The organism is Frateuria edaphi, from assembly GCF_021117405.1.
Classification (GTDB): Bacteria; Pseudomonadota; Gammaproteobacteria; order Xanthomonadales; family Rhodanobacteraceae; genus Frateuria_A; species Frateuria_A edaphi.
Genome location: NZ_CP088251.1, coordinates 188,235 through 203,466 on the forward strand (window position 1 = coordinate 188,235; position 15,232 = coordinate 203,466).

16 protein-coding genes are annotated in these 15,232 nt (G+C 69.3%); 7 read left to right on the forward strand and 9 right to left on the reverse strand.

What is annotated here, in order from left to right; translation table 11 throughout:
* Nucleotides 1–153: 153 nt before the first annotated feature.
* Complete coding sequence (locus tag LQ772_RS00880) at nucleotides 154–1,755, reverse strand: MFS transporter (protein WP_231323132.1); 1,602 nt, start codon at nucleotides 1,753–1,755, stop codon at nucleotides 154–156.
* Nucleotides 1,756–1,861: 106 nt separating this feature from the next.
* Between LQ772_RS00880 and LQ772_RS00885 the strand changes: the two genes are divergently transcribed.
* A complete protein-coding gene (locus LQ772_RS00885; protein WP_231323134.1) occupies nucleotides 1,862–2,173 on the forward strand; it encodes a hypothetical protein in 312 nt (103 codons plus the stop codon).
* 60 nt (nucleotides 2,174–2,233) lie between these two features.
* On the opposite strand, the gene LQ772_RS00890 is transcribed toward LQ772_RS00885, so the two are convergent.
* The 4 genes from LQ772_RS00890 to LQ772_RS00905 all read right to left on the reverse strand — a co-directional run bounded on the left by LQ772_RS00890 (nucleotide 2,234) and on the right by LQ772_RS00905 (nucleotide 6,876).
* Nucleotides 2,234–2,566 carry a hypothetical protein gene (locus tag LQ772_RS00890; protein ID WP_231323136.1) on the reverse strand — a complete coding sequence of 111 codons (333 nt, stop codon included), beginning with the start codon at nucleotides 2,564–2,566 and terminating at the stop codon, nucleotides 2,234–2,236.
* Between the two features lie 357 nt (nucleotides 2,567–2,923).
* Nucleotides 2,924–4,546, reverse strand: coding sequence for an alpha/beta hydrolase-fold protein (locus LQ772_RS00895; protein ID WP_231323138.1), 1,623 nt, complete (start codon nucleotides 4,544–4,546; stop codon nucleotides 2,924–2,926).
* A gap of 112 nt (nucleotides 4,547–4,658) precedes the next feature.
* Nucleotides 4,659–5,576: an arginine deiminase-related protein gene (locus LQ772_RS00900; protein ID WP_231323139.1), complete on the reverse strand. Its 918-nt coding sequence runs from the start codon at nucleotides 5,574–5,576 to the stop codon at nucleotides 4,659–4,661.
* 43 nt (nucleotides 5,577–5,619) lie between these two features.
* A complete protein-coding gene (locus LQ772_RS00905) occupies nucleotides 5,620–6,876 on the reverse strand; it encodes an MFS transporter (protein WP_231323141.1) in 1,257 nt (418 codons plus the stop codon).
* 248 nt (nucleotides 6,877–7,124) lie between these two features.
* Here LQ772_RS00905 and LQ772_RS00910 point away from each other — a divergent pair, with 248 nt between their 5' ends.
* The gene (locus LQ772_RS00910) at nucleotides 7,125–7,427 is read left to right on the forward strand and encodes a DUF3247 family protein (RefSeq protein WP_231323143.1); all 303 of its coding nucleotides are present in this window, start codon (nucleotides 7,125–7,127) and stop codon (nucleotides 7,425–7,427) included.
* A 77-nt stretch (nucleotides 7,428–7,504) separates the two neighbouring features.
* Here LQ772_RS00910 and LQ772_RS00915 read toward each other — a convergent pair whose 3' ends face one another.
* On the reverse strand, nucleotides 7,505–9,307 hold the full coding sequence (locus LQ772_RS00915; RefSeq protein ID WP_231323145.1) for an FAD-binding oxidoreductase: 1,803 nt from the start codon (nucleotides 9,305–9,307) through the stop codon (nucleotides 7,505–7,507).
* A 217-nt stretch (nucleotides 9,308–9,524) separates the two neighbouring features.
* Here LQ772_RS00915 and LQ772_RS00920 point away from each other — a divergent pair, with 217 nt between their 5' ends.
* From LQ772_RS00920 to LQ772_RS00930, 3 genes are all read left to right on the forward strand, one after another.
* A complete protein-coding gene (locus LQ772_RS00920) occupies nucleotides 9,525–10,397 on the forward strand; it encodes a LytTR family DNA-binding domain-containing protein (RefSeq protein ID WP_231323147.1) in 873 nt (290 codons plus the stop codon).
* A gap of 77 nt (nucleotides 10,398–10,474) precedes the next feature.
* Nucleotides 10,475–11,194: a hypothetical protein gene (locus LQ772_RS00925; RefSeq protein WP_231323148.1), complete on the forward strand. Its 720-nt coding sequence runs from the start codon at nucleotides 10,475–10,477 to the stop codon at nucleotides 11,192–11,194.
* A 64-nt stretch (nucleotides 11,195–11,258) separates the two neighbouring features.
* Complete coding sequence (locus LQ772_RS00930) at nucleotides 11,259–11,681, forward strand: DUF6491 family protein (protein WP_231323150.1); 423 nt, start codon at nucleotides 11,259–11,261, stop codon at nucleotides 11,679–11,681.
* Nucleotides 11,682–11,721: 40 nt separating this feature from the next.
* Here the strand turns inward: LQ772_RS00930 and LQ772_RS00935 are convergent, their stop codons facing one another.
* The 3 genes from LQ772_RS00935 to LQ772_RS00945 all read right to left on the reverse strand — a co-directional run bounded on the left by LQ772_RS00935 (nucleotide 11,722) and on the right by LQ772_RS00945 (nucleotide 13,985).
* Nucleotides 11,722–12,543, reverse strand: coding sequence for a ferritin-like domain-containing protein (locus tag LQ772_RS00935; RefSeq protein WP_231323152.1), 822 nt, complete (start codon nucleotides 12,541–12,543; stop codon nucleotides 11,722–11,724).
* A 114-nt stretch (nucleotides 12,544–12,657) separates the two neighbouring features.
* Nucleotides 12,658–13,074: a universal stress protein gene (locus LQ772_RS00940; RefSeq protein WP_231323154.1), complete on the reverse strand. Its 417-nt coding sequence runs from the start codon at nucleotides 13,072–13,074 to the stop codon at nucleotides 12,658–12,660.
* A 41-nt stretch (nucleotides 13,075–13,115) separates the two neighbouring features.
* Nucleotides 13,116–13,985, reverse strand: a complete 870-nt coding sequence (locus LQ772_RS00945; protein ID WP_231323156.1) for a YihY/virulence factor BrkB family protein — start codon at nucleotides 13,983–13,985, stop codon at nucleotides 13,116–13,118.
* Between the two features lie 159 nt (nucleotides 13,986–14,144).
* Here LQ772_RS00945 and LQ772_RS00950 point away from each other — a divergent pair, with 159 nt between their 5' ends.
* Both LQ772_RS00950 and LQ772_RS00955 read left to right on the forward strand, forming a co-directional pair.
* On the forward strand, nucleotides 14,145–14,603 hold the full coding sequence (locus tag LQ772_RS00950; protein ID WP_231323158.1) for a hypothetical protein: 459 nt from the start codon (nucleotides 14,145–14,147) through the stop codon (nucleotides 14,601–14,603).
* 167 nt (nucleotides 14,604–14,770) lie between these two features.
* Entirely contained in the window at nucleotides 14,771–15,226 is a 456-nt protein-coding gene (locus LQ772_RS00955) for a hypothetical protein (protein ID WP_231323160.1), read from the forward strand.
* The last annotated feature ends 6 nt before the right edge of the window (nucleotides 15,227–15,232 follow it).

Genomic DNA, 15,232 nt, shown 5'->3' on the forward strand with positions numbered 1-15,232 from the left:
GCCGTCAGGCGATCGGAAGCCCGCCGCAGGCGAGCCCAAGTCGCGGAAACTTATGCAAGGACGGCAATCGGTCCTTCGTGCGAGGCGTGTCTGCACACAGCTTCAGCCCGCGAATTCGCTCGTACCGAGCGCAGGCAATGCGCCTGCCGAGGCCTACTCGGACAACACCTGCTGGATCGCCTCCAGCCCGTGCCCGCGCGTCTCGATCCCGCGTCGCACCAGCAGCCACGCCGCCAGCCCCATCGGCAGCGCGATCAGCAGCGCCGACAGCATGAAGTGCTCGAACAGCCCGAGCACGCCCAGCAGCGCGCCGAGGATGCCGCCGAGCTTGGAGCCGCCGGCGATCAGCCCGGCGCCGGTGCTGCGCAGGTGCACGGGGTAGATCTCCGCCGCATAGGGAATCAGCGTCGCGATCACGCCGCTGATGCTGAGCAGCAGCGCCACCGTGGCGGCCGTGGTCAGCGCATTGGAGCGCAGCTCCACCATTCCGATCGCGAAGAACAGCAGCAACGACGCCGCCGTCAATGCGATGAACAGCACCAGCGTGCGGATGCTGCTCCAGCGCTGGTAGCAGGCCACCACCACGGCGATACCCGGCAACGCGAGCACTGCCGAGCGCGCCAGCAGCGCGGCGCTCGCCTGCGCATCGATGCCCAGCTTGACCAGGTTCGCCGGCAGCCACAGCAGGAAGCCGAAGTTGGCCAGCCCCCACGCCACCGCGCACACCATCAAGCCCCAGGTGATCGCCGCATGCCGGCCGCGTAACAACTGGCGCATGTCGATGCGTTCGACGCCGTGCGCGTGGGTTTCCGCCGGCAGCGGCGCGACCTCGCGGGCCGGCGGCTGGTTGCCGGAAAACTTCAGCAGCACCGCGCGCGCCTGTTCCTCCAGCCCGGCCAGCGCGAGGAAGCGCGGCGACTCGGGGATGTAGCGGTTGAGCAGCACGATCAGGGCGCCCGTGGGCAGGTTGAGCAGCCATAACGCGCGCCAGCTGTAGGTCGGCTCGAACAGCGTCGCCGCCCCCGAGGCGAGCAGATAGCCGGCCGAGGTGCCGACGCCACCGAGCGCCACCAGCAGCCAGCCACGGTGCGCGGTCGGAATGGTTTCGGCCATCAGCGTGAAGGTGATCGGCAGCATGCCGCCGGCGGCAGCGCCCATCATGAAGCACATCACCAGGTTCCAGCCGAACGAGGGCATCGCGCCGCAGATCGAGGTGCCCATGAACATCAGCGCCGAGAGCAGGATGGTGGCGCGCCGTCCGAACAGGTCGCCCAGGCGCCCCCACACGACCGAACCGACCGTGGTGCCGATCAGCGCCGAGAGCGCCAGCAGGCCGCCGGTGGCCGCGCTGATGCCGTATTCGGAGGACATGCCCGGCATCACGAAACCGATCGTCGCCGGCTTCATCACGTCCACCGCCAGCGCCATGGTCAGCACGGCCACCAGCTTCCAGTGTTCGCGGTTGAGCGGCACGTGGTCGGCCACGTGGAACGGCAGCGGGCTGGCGTCGGCATGGAGCGTGCGGCGCATCTGCGCCAGGCGCGGCATCAGGCCGTAGCCGGACAACAGGACGCCCAGCGGGACCAGCCCCATGCCGATCAGCATCAGGTTGTCCATCGGCATGCCGGCCAGCCGGTAATGCATCGGCGCGGCCATCGCCAACATCGGCAGGTGCGCCAGCACGCCGGCAATCACGCAGAAGCAGCCGGCCCAGAAGGCGATCGGGTGGTGGAAGGTGACGCTCTTGTGGGGCATGCGGGCAGGGGTAGCGAGGGACGGCCAAGCTTACCCTGCCGGGATGCCGCAGCCCCGCGGGATGTCCGCGGCTCTCCGGGGGGCTTCAAGGCTCGCGAGCGCGGCCATGCGCAAAGTGAACAGTCCTTTCGCGCAGCCCGCACGGCGGGTTGCCGATACTCGCCGCACAGGCAGCCATATGCAGGATCCCATGATCGAGTACATGCACGGCGCCGCGGTCGCGCCGATCTCTCCTTCGCATCGCGGGCGGACGGGCTGGTCGCTTGGCGGTCCACCCGGCGAGCCCGAGCATCCGCAGCAGGACCCACCGCCGCAGCGCCCGAACGACCCGATCGATCCGGGCCGGCCGCAGCAGCCGGAGGTGCCACCGATCGACCCGCACACCCCGTCGGTGCCCGAGCCCCGCATGCGCGGTTGATCGGCTCTGTGATCGCGCACCCCCGCGGCGCCCTCCCTGGCGGGAGGGCGCGAGGGCGCGTCAGTCCTCGTCGCTGCGCAGCAATTTACGCAGCAGGAGGAATGCGCCGATGGTGCCGGCGACCACGGCCACGGTCGCCACGGGGTGGCGGCTGGCGTGGCGGCGCGCGCGGCGGTACTGGTAGCTCGCTTCGTCGGCCAGGTCCTCGGCCATGTGCGAGATCTGTTTGCCGTAGCCGGCGCTGTGGCGGCCAAGGCGCGTGGTCAGGCGGCGGCCACGCTCGACCAGGTTGCTGGCCGTGTCGGCGGTGCCGGATGCGTACTGGCGCACCCGGTCGCGGACGCGTTCGCTGGCGCCGTCGAGACGCTGCTCGATATCGTGGGTTCGGTTCATTGAGGCCTCCTGTGCGTCGAGGCCCCAGCCTGACCGCCGCGGCGTGAGAGGGGCGTCGAAACTGCTCCCTCGGTTCAGGCCGGCCTTAGCCGGGTCGGTACCCGCCAGCGCGTTCGAACGGACGCCGGTAGAACGGACCGCGCGTCGAAGCGCTCGGGCCATGCCCACAAAAGGGGACGCCGCGCCTCGAGGCCACCGCGCGCTGGCCGCTTCCGGCGGGAAGCGCATCGCGATGTCGGCGTCGAACTCCTCGCCGGCGCACCAAAGCGCTCGGCGCGTTAATCCTGGCCAGTTCGTCGAACGGCCAAAAGACGCTTGGAGCGTGAATTGTCGAGGTGGTGGACGGCGATCGCCGGCTCAGTAGCGCCAGCCCGTGCGATCCGCGTCGGCGGGCGCATGGCCGTCGATGTACCGCGTGACCGTCTCGATCAGTTCCTTGCCGCGAGGACCCCAGCAGTGCGGTGCCATCGGCTGGTAGGTCACGCTGCCGCGGAAGGACGGGTTGCGCGCACTCTTGAGGAACGCATCCATCGCTCGCACGCCCATGTTGAGGTTGTAGGTGTCGGCGTCGCCCACGTAGATGTGGATCTTGTCGGTCACCTTCGGCCCCAGCGTGGCCCATTGCGACTGAAGCAGGTGGCGCAGGTCGAAGTGCGCTTTCCAGTACTGCGCGACGTCGTGGTCGATCACGCCCGTGCGCTTGTCCCAGAGCCGGCTGGGATAGCCGTCCGCACCAACCGGACCGAACGCCGCCTCCCAGATGTCCCACTGGCCACCGGAACGGCTGTGGTCGCCCACGGCCAGCTCGTACCAGTTCTCGTCCTTCATCATGGCGTCGACGTTGCCGTCGGGCTGGCGCGTGTCCACGCGCTCGACCTTCACCCAGCCCTTGTCGAGCCAGTACGCGTTGGCGTCGTCGTAGATGTTCACCACCTGGTGATGGCGGAAGTCCAGCGCGTCTGGGCAGGAGGCGAAGGTGGCGCCGTAGTAGTCCGGGTGGAAGAGCATCTGCGCCATGGCGATCCAGCCGCCGGTGGAACCGCCTTCCAGGATGCGCGCCCACGGTGCGTCGATGGTGCGGAAGCGCTTCTGGATGTCCGGCAGCAGCTCCTGGTGGATGGCGTCGTCGTACGGGCCCTCGTTGGCCGAGTTCACCGCGTAGGAGTCGTCGTAGTAGGGCGAGGGATGCTGCAGGCTGATCATGATGTAGCGCGGCGTGCCGTCGGCCAGCCAGTAATCGCGAAAGCCCGACTTCGGATGGTCGAAGCCGCCGGGCGCGCGGGTGGAGAAGTGGCCTTGCTCGTAGATCACCGGGTAGCGCACGTCCGGGTGTTTGTCGTAGTCCTTCGGCAGCAGCACCGTGGCGCCCAGATAGATCGGCTGGCCCCACCAGTCGCTCAGGAGCTTGCTCTTGATGCGGAAGCGCTTGACGTAGGGCGTGTCCTTCGGGAACGCGATCGGTGGGATCACCTGGTCGGCCACCAGCGTCACCGGCGTCGGCGCGGCGGGGTCGTAGTGCACCTTCACCGGCTTGCCGTAGAGGTTGCCGGGCGAGTGCTTGAAGTCCTGGCCTTCCCACTGGTCCATGTGCAGCCACACGGTGTGGCCGTCCGCGCGCTTGAATTCGGTGTAGACGTTGACGAAGGGCTGCATCCAGTAGTCGCCGGCGGGAAGCTGGCGCAGGCTGGTCAACGGCGCGCCGAAGTCGTCGGCATCGATGATCGCCGCCTGGCCGGGCGCGAGCGCCGTGACGTCGTGGCCGAACAGCGGCACGCCGGTGATGTCGGTCTGCTCGATCGGCGCGGTTTCGTTGCTGCGGCTGACCGCGACATAGACGCGCCCGGTGATCGGTTGCGCGTGCGCCTTGGCGCTGAAGCTGACCTGGATGCGCGGGCCGTCCGCCGCGTGCGCGGCAGGCAGGGTGGCCAGGACGAGGAGGGCGGCGCCGGCAAGGCGCAGGAGGGCGAGGGGCGTGGTCATGCCGGCGATCGTAGCGGTTGGCTGGCGCGCTTCACACTGCCCGCTGCCAGCGTCCCGTTCGCGACCTGCCGAATCCTCAAAATTCCTGCAGGCATCTCAAACGGGCTCGCCGTCAGAAAATCTCCGCCACGCAACACCGCAAACTGCCACCGGCCTTCTCGATCTCGTCCAGCGCCACCGCGCCGATGCGGAAGCCCCAGCCGGACAGCGCCTGGCGCTGCGCGTCGGTGAGCGCGGCGGCGGCCGCGCCGCTCATCCACACCCGCTCGTCCGACAGCGCGATCGCGTTGCCGGCGAAGGCCTGTTTCTGCGCCGGCGTGAGCCACAGCGCACGCTCGCCGTACGCCCGGGCGATCGCCGCGGGCACGGCCGGATCGGCGAAGCCGTCCGGCGCCACGATCGCAGCGCGACTGGCCAGCAATGCCAGCACCACGTTGGTGTGGTATTCGCCCGCGGCAAGCGGGAAGCAGAACGTGAGCCGCAGTCCGAACGCCTCGTGCATCGCCCGCGCGCCGGCCTCGTCGCAGCGTTCGGACAGGCCGCAATAGCCCACGCCGCGGGCGCGGTCGATCACCAGCGCGCCGGTCAGCTCGGCCACGCAGTCGGTGCGGCAGGACAGGTCGATCTCCTCGTAGCCGAGCACCAGGGCGAAGAAGTCGCGTACATCCCGCCGCCCGGCCTCGCGCTGGCGCACCGCGTGGCGCATGCGCCCGACGATCAGTCGCCCCGGTGCGGTCGCGAACACGTTGTTGGGGAACACCGCATCTGGGGTGCTGGCATCGCCGGGGAAGGTGACCACCGGGCAGTCGGCGCGCAGCGCTTGCGCCAGCGCCGCGTGCTGGGCCAGCGCGCGCAGCGGATCGACCGCAAGCTCCATGTCCATGTAGCGGTTGTCGCTGGCCGACTCTTCGGCCAGCGCGAATTCCGCCGGGGCGAGCAGGAACGCCGCGCGCGCGGTGGCCTGGGCATGGGGGAGCGGCGGCAAGGCCGCGAAGGCGTCGAGGAAGGCGGCGGGCGAAGTGACGATCACGGCTTGGGCTCCTCAGGGACACGCCATGGTAAGCGCCCGCCGCTCAAATGGTCTTGGCGCCGGCCTCCTCGGCCACCTCAATCGCCTCCGGCTCCAGGTGCAGCTTCTGGCGGCGGCGCAGGCCGGGGAACATCGCCATCCATAGCCCCACCACCACCAGCGTGCCGACGCCGCCCAGCACCGCCGCGCCCACCGCGCCCAGCCAGGCCGCGACCAGGCCGGACTCGAACTCGCCCAGCTGGTTGGAGGTGTTGATGAAGATCGAGTTGACCGCGTTGACCCGCCCGCGCATCGCGTCGGGGGTGTCCAGCTGCACCATCGAGCCACGGATCACCATGCTCACCATGTCGAACGCGCCGCCTGCGAACAGTGCAATCAACGACAGCCACATCCACGAGGACAGCGCGAACACCAGCGTCGCCACGCCGAAGCCGGCTACCGAGCCGAACATGATCATGCCCACGCGCCGCGTCAGGTCGTGCCGGGCCAGCCAGAAGGACATCAGCAGTGCGCCCACCGCCGGCGCCGCGCGCAGCAGGCCCAAACCCCAGGGGCCGGTGTGCAGGATGTCCTTGGCGAAGATGGGCAGCAGCGCGGTGGCGCCGCCGAACAGCACGGCGAACAGGTCCAGCGAGATCACCCCGAGTACGTCCTTGCGCTCGCGGATGAAGTGCACGCCGGCGAACAGCGATTTCAGCGTCGCCGGCTCGCGCCTGGGCGGCGTCTGCTCGTAGCGAAGCTGCGCCATCAGCGTGGCGGCGACCAGGTACAGGCCCGCCGCCGTCGCATAGACGACGCCCGGCCCGGCCACGTAGAGCAGGCCGCCTACCGCCGGACCCAGCACCATGGCCATCTGGAAGGCCGAACCGCTGACCGCTACCGCGCGCGGCAGGATCGCCGGCGGCACCAGCGCCGGCAGCAGCGAGGACATCGAGGGCGACTCGAACGCCTTGGCCGTGCTGATCACGAACACCAGCGCCAGGATGCCGGTCTCGTGGATGCGCCCGGTGAAGCTCAACACCGCTAGCGCGGCGATCGCGCACCACTCCACGATCTGCCCGATCAGCACCACGCGCCGGCGCTCGAACTGGTCGGCGACGTGGCCGGCCGGCAGCGCCAGCAGCACCGAGGGGAAGAACTGCACCAGGCCGATCAACCCCAGGTCCAGGGCGCGGCCGGTGATCGCGTAGATCTGCCACGCCACCGCCACCGAGAGCATCTGGAAACCGAAGCCCGAGGCGATGCGGGCGAACCAGAACTGCACGAAGGCGCGATGCTGGAGCAGCGAGTCGGTGGGCATGGGGAGTCCAGGGGCTTGAAGAGCGGAATTATCGCCTCGGGTGGCCATTCGCACGAGCGCGACCATCCGCCCTGCCGGCGCCTTCCCATGGAATGGGGGAAGGATCGGTGCGCGGCGCTAGTATCGAGCCTTCCCCGCCGGGCCGGAAAGGTGACGGCAGGCGGATGGGGCGCCCCTGCCGGAGACTTCACGAGCACTTGCCCATGCCCGCCCTAGCCTCGCCCCATCGCCGCAGCAGGAGACCGGCCATGGGCCGCCAGGCCGAACACGTCTACACCGACCAGCCCACCATCGCCCGCTTCAATGGCATGGTCGAGCACCTGCAGAACGGTGCCCGCGTGCGCCTGCACCTGGCCGACGGCAGCACCTGCGACGGCGTGGTCGCCGCCCGCCCGACCGTGCAGGAGTTCTACGACGGCGGCGGCAACGAGGGCAGCAACGGCGTCGTGCACCTGGAACAGCTGGGCACGTCCGAATGGAAACGCTACATCTGGTTCGACCAGATCGAGCGCATCGAACACCTGGATTCCGACGCGCAACTGCGCGCCTGACGCGGCTCCTTGGGAAGGCCTCAGGGCGCGACCCGGAGACAGGGCGGTCGCGCACAGGTGCGCGCCCTTGCGGGAATCTATCCGACGCGCGTGAACCCGTCCGCGCTCCAGCCCTCGCTTCCCACGCCGTGGTGCACGACGAACAACCCGTCGGGATCGTAGCGATGCTTGGCACGCAGCAGCCGCGCATAGTTCGATCCCCAGAAGCCCCGCTGCCAGTCGCGCAGGAAGTAGTCGCTCTCGGACACGTACGAGCCGGCGTGCGGTGCGACCCTGCGCAGTGCCTCCATCGCACCCGCGACCGCCGCCGCGTCGCCGCGCGCCTGGCCCAGGTCCGCTTCGCGCAACCCCGGAAAGGCCGGGCCGCTGCCATCGGCGCAGATCGCCAGGGCAAAGGCGTCGGCCACCTGGGGGTTCATGGCGGTATCGCGCGTACGCGCGATCGCCGAGGGCTCGCCACCGGCCATGCCCTTGTTGAAATGCAGCGCGAAGTCGTGCCGGCGCGAAGCGGCGAACACGGCATCGGCCAGCGCCGACTGCCGCCCGGGGGCGAGCAGCGCAGCCGGCAGCCATGCCGACTGATAGGCATGGATGAACCAGCCGACCTGGCCGCGATCGCCGGCCCAGACCATGTGGTAGGACGGCGTGCCGGAGCGGTCGTCGTTCACCATCAGCTGTGGCGCGTGCTGGCGGAAGAAATCGGCGTCCCAGAAGTGCTGCGCGGGCAACGCCAGCGTGCGCGGCGCTTCGGCGAAGCTGTATTCGTCGTGCGCGCGCACCCAGTCGAAGAAAGGCTTCCACGCTTGCTCGGCCTGGGCCTGCGTCAGGCCCTGGAACACCATGCTGATCGACAGCGTGTTGTCCGGCGCGAAGATCATCTGCTCGCCCCAGTGCCGGTTGAACAGCGCCTCGCGGTAGAACGCCATCGCCTGCGCCACCAGCGCCCGGTAGGCCTCGTCGGAGGACGCCTGGATGGTGCCGAACACCGCGCCAAAGAATGGCGGCAGCTCGAACGTGCGCAGGGTCAGCCGGGTCACCACGCCCAGGCTGCCGCCACCGCCGCCCTTGAGGCCCCAGAACAATTCCGGATGCGTATGCTCGCTGACGGTCAGCACCGCCCCATCGGCCGTGACCACCTCAGCCTCCAGCAGGTTGGACGCAGCCGTGCCGAAGCCCTTGGAGAAACTGCCGAAGCCGCCGCTCTGTACCAGCCCGGCCACGCCGACCGTGGTGCAACCACCGCCCTGCACATAGCGCCCGCCGAGCGTGGTCACCGCGTGGTACACGTCGATCCACATCGCGCCGGCCCCCACGCTGACCGCCGGCAGCGGCGCCACCTTGCCTTCGCCGCCGCTGGGCACGAAGCCCTCGTGCAGGGTGACCTTGTTCATGCGCCGCGGCCAGACCAGCAGCGAGTCGGGCGCCTCGGAGGTGCCCTGGTAGCTGTGCCCGCCGCCCTTGACCACCAGCCTCAGCCGGTGCTGCCGCGCGAAGGTCACCGCCGCCGCCACGTCGGCCGCCGACTCGGCCGCCACCGCGTAGGCGCTGGGCCGCGAGGTCCAGGCGTCGGCCCAGCCGCTGGTCTGGGTGAGCGCCGGATCGTCGCCCAGCGCGAACGGGTTCTTCAGTTGCTTCACCGCCTCGGCATAGGCGGCCGTGCCCGGGCCGCCGGCGAACGGCGATACCGGCTTGAGCAGGCGGCCGCCCACGTCCCGCTTGAGCGCCTCCCACTCGGCCGGCGCCGGCCAGCCCGGCTGGCCCGGCCGCAGCCGCGCACGCACGGCGCCGGCCAGCGTGGCCGGCAGCGCCTGGGCGTTGCGCAGCAGGGCGGGCAGCAGCGGCAGGGCCAGCGCAGCCTTGAGCAGTTCGCGTCGTTTCATGGGCGATCCTCCGTGGCGGTCGGGGCAACTTACGCCACGGTGCGGCCGGTGGCGTGGGCCAGGTGCCCGGCGGCGGGTGGGTTGGGATGAATGGCGGGGTCGCGGGACGAGTCGCGGGGCGCGCAACACCTGTCGCGGCGCAACCCGCCTTGAAGGGGAGGGCCGGTACGAGCACGGGTGTCGGTCACGCTCGCCCGCGCCCCACTAGAATCGCCCGATGCCTCCCACCCCCACCCTCGAATACCGCGACTTCCACCGCTGGCGCCGTCCGGCCGAGGTCGCCTTCTGGGTAGGCCTGGCCATCCTCAACACCGTGTTCAACAGCATGGTGGCGCAGATCGACCACGCCCGCGTCGCGGCCTGGGAACCGTGGGTGTGGGAGTGGACCAGCTCGCTGGTGATCCTGGTACTGGTACCCGCCATCCTGGCGGCGGAGCGGCGCTGGCCGTTCCGCTTCGACACCTGGCGCACCAGCCTGCCCTGGCACCTGCTCGCCACCGTGCCGTTCAGCCTGGTGCATGTGACCGGCATGGTGGCGCTGCGCGTGCTGGCCTACCGCTTGGCAGGCATCCGCTACGACTTCGGCCGTTGGGAGCCGGGCTTCGGCTATGAGTACCTGAAGGACTTCCGGACCTACTTCATCATCATCGCCCTGATCAGCCTGTCGCGGTTGTGGCTGGTGCGCTGGCAGGGCGAGGCGCGACTGCTCGCGGCGCCCGACGAGGGCCCGCCGGTCGAACCGGTGGAGCGGCCCGAGCGCTTCCTGGTGCGCAAGCTGGGCAGGGAGTTCCTGGTCAACGCGCGCGAGATCGAATGGCTGCAGGCCGCCGGCAACTACGTGAACCTGCGCGTGCGCGGGCGCGACTATCCGCTGCGCTCCACCATGGCGGCGATCGAGGAGCGGCTCGACCCCACGCGCTTCGTGCGAGTGCACCGCAGCTACGTAGCCAACCTCGACTTCCTGGCCGAGATCGAGCCGCTGGATACCGGCGATGCGCGCCTGAAGTTGCGCGACGGCGCGATCATCCCCTGCAGCCGGCGCTACCGCGCGCAGCTGCGCGAGCGGTTTGGCGAGGCGGCTGCGGTCTAGGCGGGGCATGGTCTGCGCTTGCACCGTGCGCCTGCGCGTCCCACGCTAGGGCTTTCCCCTTGCCCGGAGAGCACCCGATGAAGCTGCCCTTCCATCCGTCCGTGGCCGTGCTGTGCGGCGTGCTGGCCCTGGCCGGCTGCAATTCGCAGGACCAGGAGCAGGCGGCCAGCGCGCCGGCGGCCTCGGCGCAGAACGATGACGCCGCGCGCAAGCTCGACACTTACCGCCAGCTCGTGCGCATCCACAACGACGAGATGACGGTGACCATGGGCCACGACATCCTCGACCGTTACCCCGACAGCGCCGCGGCCAAGGAAGTGCAGCAGACGCTGCCCGGCATCGAGAAGCGCTGGAAGGAAGAAAGCGAGAAGCGCCGGCTCGACGCGCTGTGGCAGTACCAGGTCTCGCCGATGCAGGGCGGAACGCAGTCCACCGCGACCACGTACTCCAGCCAGGGCGCCGGCAACGATCGCGTACGGCTGGTGCTGCGCCGGCACACCGACTGGGGCCAGAACGTGTTCCTGTACGGCGGCGGGCACGGCTTCGTCTGCCGCGGCAACTGCACCATCCACGCCACCTTCGACGGCAAGGAACACGGCATCAGGGCGTTCGCGCCGTCCACCGGCGAACCCGCCCTGATGATCCGCGACGACGACGACTTCATCGCGCGGATGAAGAAGGCGAAGAAGATCACCATGGACGTGACCCTGGTCGACGGCGAGAAAAAGGAAACCCTGGTCTACAAGGTCGGCGGCTTCGACCCGGCCAAGTGGAAGGCGCTGCCGAAAAAGAAATGAGCGTGCACCGGCCTGCCGCCGATGCGTTATCGGTCAGGCGGGTCGACCCGAAAGGAGCAGCGCCATGTCATTGAAACCTATCCTGCTGGCCGGTGCCGCGATGGTGGCCCTGGCCGGCTGTTCCAGCATTCCCTACGCGCAACGCCAGGCCGCCTATGCGGCGGCCGCCGGCGCGCCGGTCAGGAGCTTTCGCTTCTTCATGCCGATGTGGTCGTGGGAATCTTTGGGCAGCGACCAGGTGGTGATCTACACCAAGCCGAAGGAAGCCTGGCTGCTCGACGTGCCCGGCTGCACCGAGTTGCCGTTCGCCAACACGATCGGGATCACGTCCAACCTCAACCAGGTGACGATCAACTTCGACAAGGTGATCACGGGGCGCAACCAGTTGCCCTGCGCGATCCACCAGATCCGTCCGGTCGACGTGGGCAAGCTCAAGGCGTTGCAGCAGGAGCAGCGGCAAGTCACGCCGGAGCCGCGCCGGTCCTGAGATGTTCGCGTAGGTGGCTGAAGCCCTAGGTGGCCGGGCGTCAGTTGAGGAACAACCTCTCCGCCAACTTCGCCAGCGGCTTCTCCAGCGCGCCCTGCAGCCGCGGCGGAAAATCCAGCGGCTTGAGCAGCATCTTCACCGTCATCTCCGCTGGGATATGCCGGCGCAGCAAATCCTGCGCCTTGCCGGCGATCCGGCGAAAAGCCTCGCGATCGCCCTTGTGCTGCGGATAGCACTGCTCGAACACGTGGCGCAGCGCGATGTCGCTGTCCTCGCTGCGGATCTCGTTGACCCGCTTGAGCACCGCGCGGAAGACCTTGTAGCGACCCAGCCCCTCGTTCTCGCGGTAGCGGCGGAAGTGCTGGTAGAAGTACTTGAAGTGCCGCACCTCGTCGCTCTTGATGTGGCCGGTCAGCTGCTTGAGCACCGGCTCGTCGGTGATCTCGTGCAGCGCGCGGTACAGGCTGGCGGTGCCGGTCTCGACCACGCAGCGCGCGGCCAGCTCCAGTCCGCGGCTGTCCTCCAGTTCCTCGGCGGTGCAGACCGCGCCGTATTCGGTCCAGAAGGCGGCGAAGCCCTTGTCCCAGTCGAACTCCGGCCATACCGCGCGCACGTAGGCGGCCAGCGCGCGGCCGTGCTGCAGTTCCTCGTGTTCCCAGTGCTGGCTTAGCCAGGTCTGCAGCTCCTCGTCGCCGTTGAAGTGGGCGACCAGGTTGTGCGTGTAGAGGTCCGAACCGCTCTCGACGAAGGACGAACTGCACAGCAGGAAGAACAATTCCTCGTTGTGGCGGACGCGCGTGCGGTCGATGCACGACAGGTCGAGGCTTTCCAGCGTCCAGGGCAGGGCAGGGGCATAGCTCACGCGGGTGTCCTGTGAGGGCGCGGCTTGGAGCGCGCGTGACGGGCGAATGACACACAGCATACGGACTCGTGACGCGGGCGGATTAACCCAGCCCCACCCCGCGAACGTCGGCTGCTACGGCACTACCGTCACCGGCACGTGCGCGCGCGCCAGCACGTCGCTGGAGACCGAACCGAGCAGCCAGCGCGCCAGCGCGCCGCGCTCGGTGTGGCCGATCACGATGTGGTCGACGCCCCGCTGCTCCACCTGGCCGAGCAGCACGTCGCCGGGGCTGCCGTGGGTGACTTCCACGTCGATCATGTCGCGCGCATCCGGCGCCATCGCCACCAGCTCGTCGAGTAGTTCCTGCGCGCGCTGGGCGCTGGAGTCGGCCATCATCAGCGCGCACGCGTCGGCGCCGCCCTCGGTCACCTGCAGCACCGACACCACCCGCACCCGGCCCTGGCCGCATCGCGCCAGCGCGACCGCGGTCTGGAAGGCACGTTGCGAGGAGGGCGAACCGTCGTAGCCGACCAGCGAGTACCTGAACATGGCGCGTCTCCGTGCGTGTGGTTCCGATTATGCCGTGGGCGTCACTGGTCGCACGGTGCTACCACCTCGGCATGTTCATTGGGCCGGATCGGCACCCCGCGGACCTCGGCCACGTTCTGGGTGAGCTCGGCGCCCAGCAGCAGGATCAGCACCGAGTAGTACACCCACACCAGCAGCACCACCACGCTGCCGGCCGGGCCATAGGCGCCGCCCACGTCGCTGTGCGCGAGATAGAGGCTGATGCCGAACTTGCCGATGGCAAAGAGGATCGCCGTGAAGGCGCCGCCCAGGAGCGTGTCCCGCCAGTCGATCTGCGCATCGGGCAGGACCTTGTAGATGGAGGCGAACACCAACCCGAACAGCAGCAGCGCCACGATCGCTTCCAGCGCGTCCCACACCGCCGTGTCGCCGCGTGCGAACAGCGCGATCGCTGTGCTTGCCACCAGCGACACGATCAGCAGGAAGGCCAGCGTCAGCAGAAGCCCGAACGCATGCATGCGGGTCAGTACCCAGCTGAAGAGCGCGTTGCGCGGCGCCGCCTTGAGGTTCCACACGCGGTTGATCGCCAGTTGCAGCTGCGCGAACACGGTCGAGGCGCCGATCAGCGTCACCGCCATGCCGATGATGCCGGCCCAGTGTCCCAGCTGGGGGCGGTCCTCGGCATTGTTGATCACCAGCTTCACCGCGTCGGAAGCGCGTGCACCGACCAGGTTGTTGATCGAGCCCACCAACTGCTCCTGCCAGGCTGGCTGGAGCGAGGCGACCAGCCACAGCAACAGCACCAGCATCGGCGCGAAGGACAGCGCCGAGTAGAACGCCACCGCCGCCGCGTGCGTCATCAGGTCGTCCGCGGCCGCGCCCTTGGCGGTGCGCTTGACGATCTCCACGGTCGATTGCCACAACGAGCGCATTGAGGTGTCTCCTGAACCTGCGAGCAGGCCAAGCATGGCGAGGCCTCTGCGCGGCGATCGTGAACGCGCGCCGCCGCTCCTGCTGGCGCTTCCTTCACCCGCCCGGGGGCAGACTCGACCGCAGCCCCAACACGCCCCGCACGGGGAAGGAGACCTGCGATGAATCTGCGTACCACTGCACTGGCGAGCCTGCTCGTGGCCGGCACGATGACGCTGGCCGCCTGGCCCGTCGCGCCTGCCCGGGCTTCCGAACCCATGGTCAAGTGCGAGCTCAGCTACAACCTGGAGGGCTGGTCGATCATCTACAAGCATGCCGAAGGCGCCGGCACGGTGACCTGCAACAACGGCGAGAGCGCGCCGGTGAAGATCAGCGTGGTCGGCGGCGGGCTCACCGCGGGCAAGTTCCGCGTCACCGACGGCAAGGGCGAGATCAGCAAGGTGTCCGGCATCGCCGAAGTGTTCGGCGACTACGTGCAGGCCGGCGCCGAAGCGGGCGTGGTCAAGAGCGCCCAGGCGCAGGTGCTGACCAAGGGCACCACGTCGCTGGCGTTGTCGGGCACCGGCCAGGGCATCAACCTCGGCGTATCGGTGGGCAAGTTCACCATCTCGCGCCCGTAAGCCGGATCGCGCAGGTGGGCTTCAGCCCTCCGGCTCCCCGCGGAGCGGGGGCTGGAGACCACCGTGTGCAGCTCAGCGCGTAGACTTCGGCGGATGCCTTTTTCCCTGGAGTCCGCCATGCGCCGCCCGTCGATCTCGCCCGCCCGCCACGCGGAGGCTTCCTCCTGATGGCCGTCGGCGCCGCGCCCGTGTCGCGCTTCGGCCTCTGGCGGGTGGCCGCATGGATCGTGCTGCTGCTGGCCGCCTTCGGCGGCGTGCAGTACCTGCGTCATGGCGACTGGCCTTACCTGGCCGGATCCCTTGTCGTGATCGTGGTCTGCGCCGGCGCAATCCTGCGCCAGCCTTGGGCCCGCCAGGCGATGCGCACCGTGGCCTTGCTGCTGGCGCTGTGGGCGTTGGTCACCGGCGGCCTGATGCTGGCGCAATGGGGCCAGTTCGATGCTGCCCGCGCGCACGCCATGACCCAGGCGCAATCCGAACTGCTGTTGCTGGTGATCGAGCAGGCGCGCCGCAGCTTCCTGCTGGGCTTGGTGTTCAAGGCGCTGCTGGTTCCGCTGTTGCTGTGGATGGCCTGGCACCTGGGCCGGCCATCGGTGCGTGCGCAGTTCGTTGCGCGCCGCTGAGGTCGG

Bases quoted from the DNA above. Each gene is read 5' to 3' on its own strand.
- LQ772_RS00880 (WP_231323132.1), bottom strand. From the start codon at position 1,755: ATGCCCCACAAGAGCGTCACCTTCCACCACCCGATCGCCTTCTGGGCC.
- LQ772_RS00885 (WP_231323134.1), top strand. From the start codon at position 1,862: ATGCGCAAAGTGAACAGTCCTTTCGCGCAGCCCGCACGGCGGGTTGCC.
- LQ772_RS00890 (WP_231323136.1), bottom strand. From the start codon at position 2,566: ATGAACCGAACCCACGATATCGAGCAGCGTCTCGACGGCGCCAGCGAA.
- LQ772_RS00895 (WP_231323138.1), bottom strand. From the start codon at position 4,546: ATGACCACGCCCCTCGCCCTCCTGCGCCTTGCCGGCGCCGCCCTCCTC.
- LQ772_RS00905 (WP_231323141.1), bottom strand. From the start codon at position 6,876: ATGCCCACCGACTCGCTGCTCCAGCATCGCGCCTTCGTGCAGTTCTGG.
- LQ772_RS00910 (WP_231323143.1), top strand. From the start codon at position 7,125: ATGGGCCGCCAGGCCGAACACGTCTACACCGACCAGCCCACCATCGCC.
- LQ772_RS00915 (WP_231323145.1), bottom strand. From the start codon at position 9,307: ATGAAACGACGCGAACTGCTCAAGGCTGCGCTGGCCCTGCCGCTGCTG.
- LQ772_RS00920 (WP_231323147.1), top strand. From the start codon at position 9,525: ATGCCTCCCACCCCCACCCTCGAATACCGCGACTTCCACCGCTGGCGC.
- LQ772_RS00925 (WP_231323148.1), top strand. From the start codon at position 10,475: ATGAAGCTGCCCTTCCATCCGTCCGTGGCCGTGCTGTGCGGCGTGCTG.
- LQ772_RS00930 (WP_231323150.1), top strand. From the start codon at position 11,259: ATGTCATTGAAACCTATCCTGCTGGCCGGTGCCGCGATGGTGGCCCTG.
- LQ772_RS00940 (WP_231323154.1), bottom strand. From the start codon at position 13,074: ATGTTCAGGTACTCGCTGGTCGGCTACGACGGTTCGCCCTCCTCGCAA.
- LQ772_RS00945 (WP_231323156.1), bottom strand. From the start codon at position 13,985: ATGCGCTCGTTGTGGCAATCGACCGTGGAGATCGTCAAGCGCACCGCC.
- LQ772_RS00950 (WP_231323158.1), top strand. From the start codon at position 14,145: ATGAATCTGCGTACCACTGCACTGGCGAGCCTGCTCGTGGCCGGCACG.
- LQ772_RS00955 (WP_231323160.1), top strand. From the start codon at position 14,771: ATGGCCGTCGGCGCCGCGCCCGTGTCGCGCTTCGGCCTCTGGCGGGTG.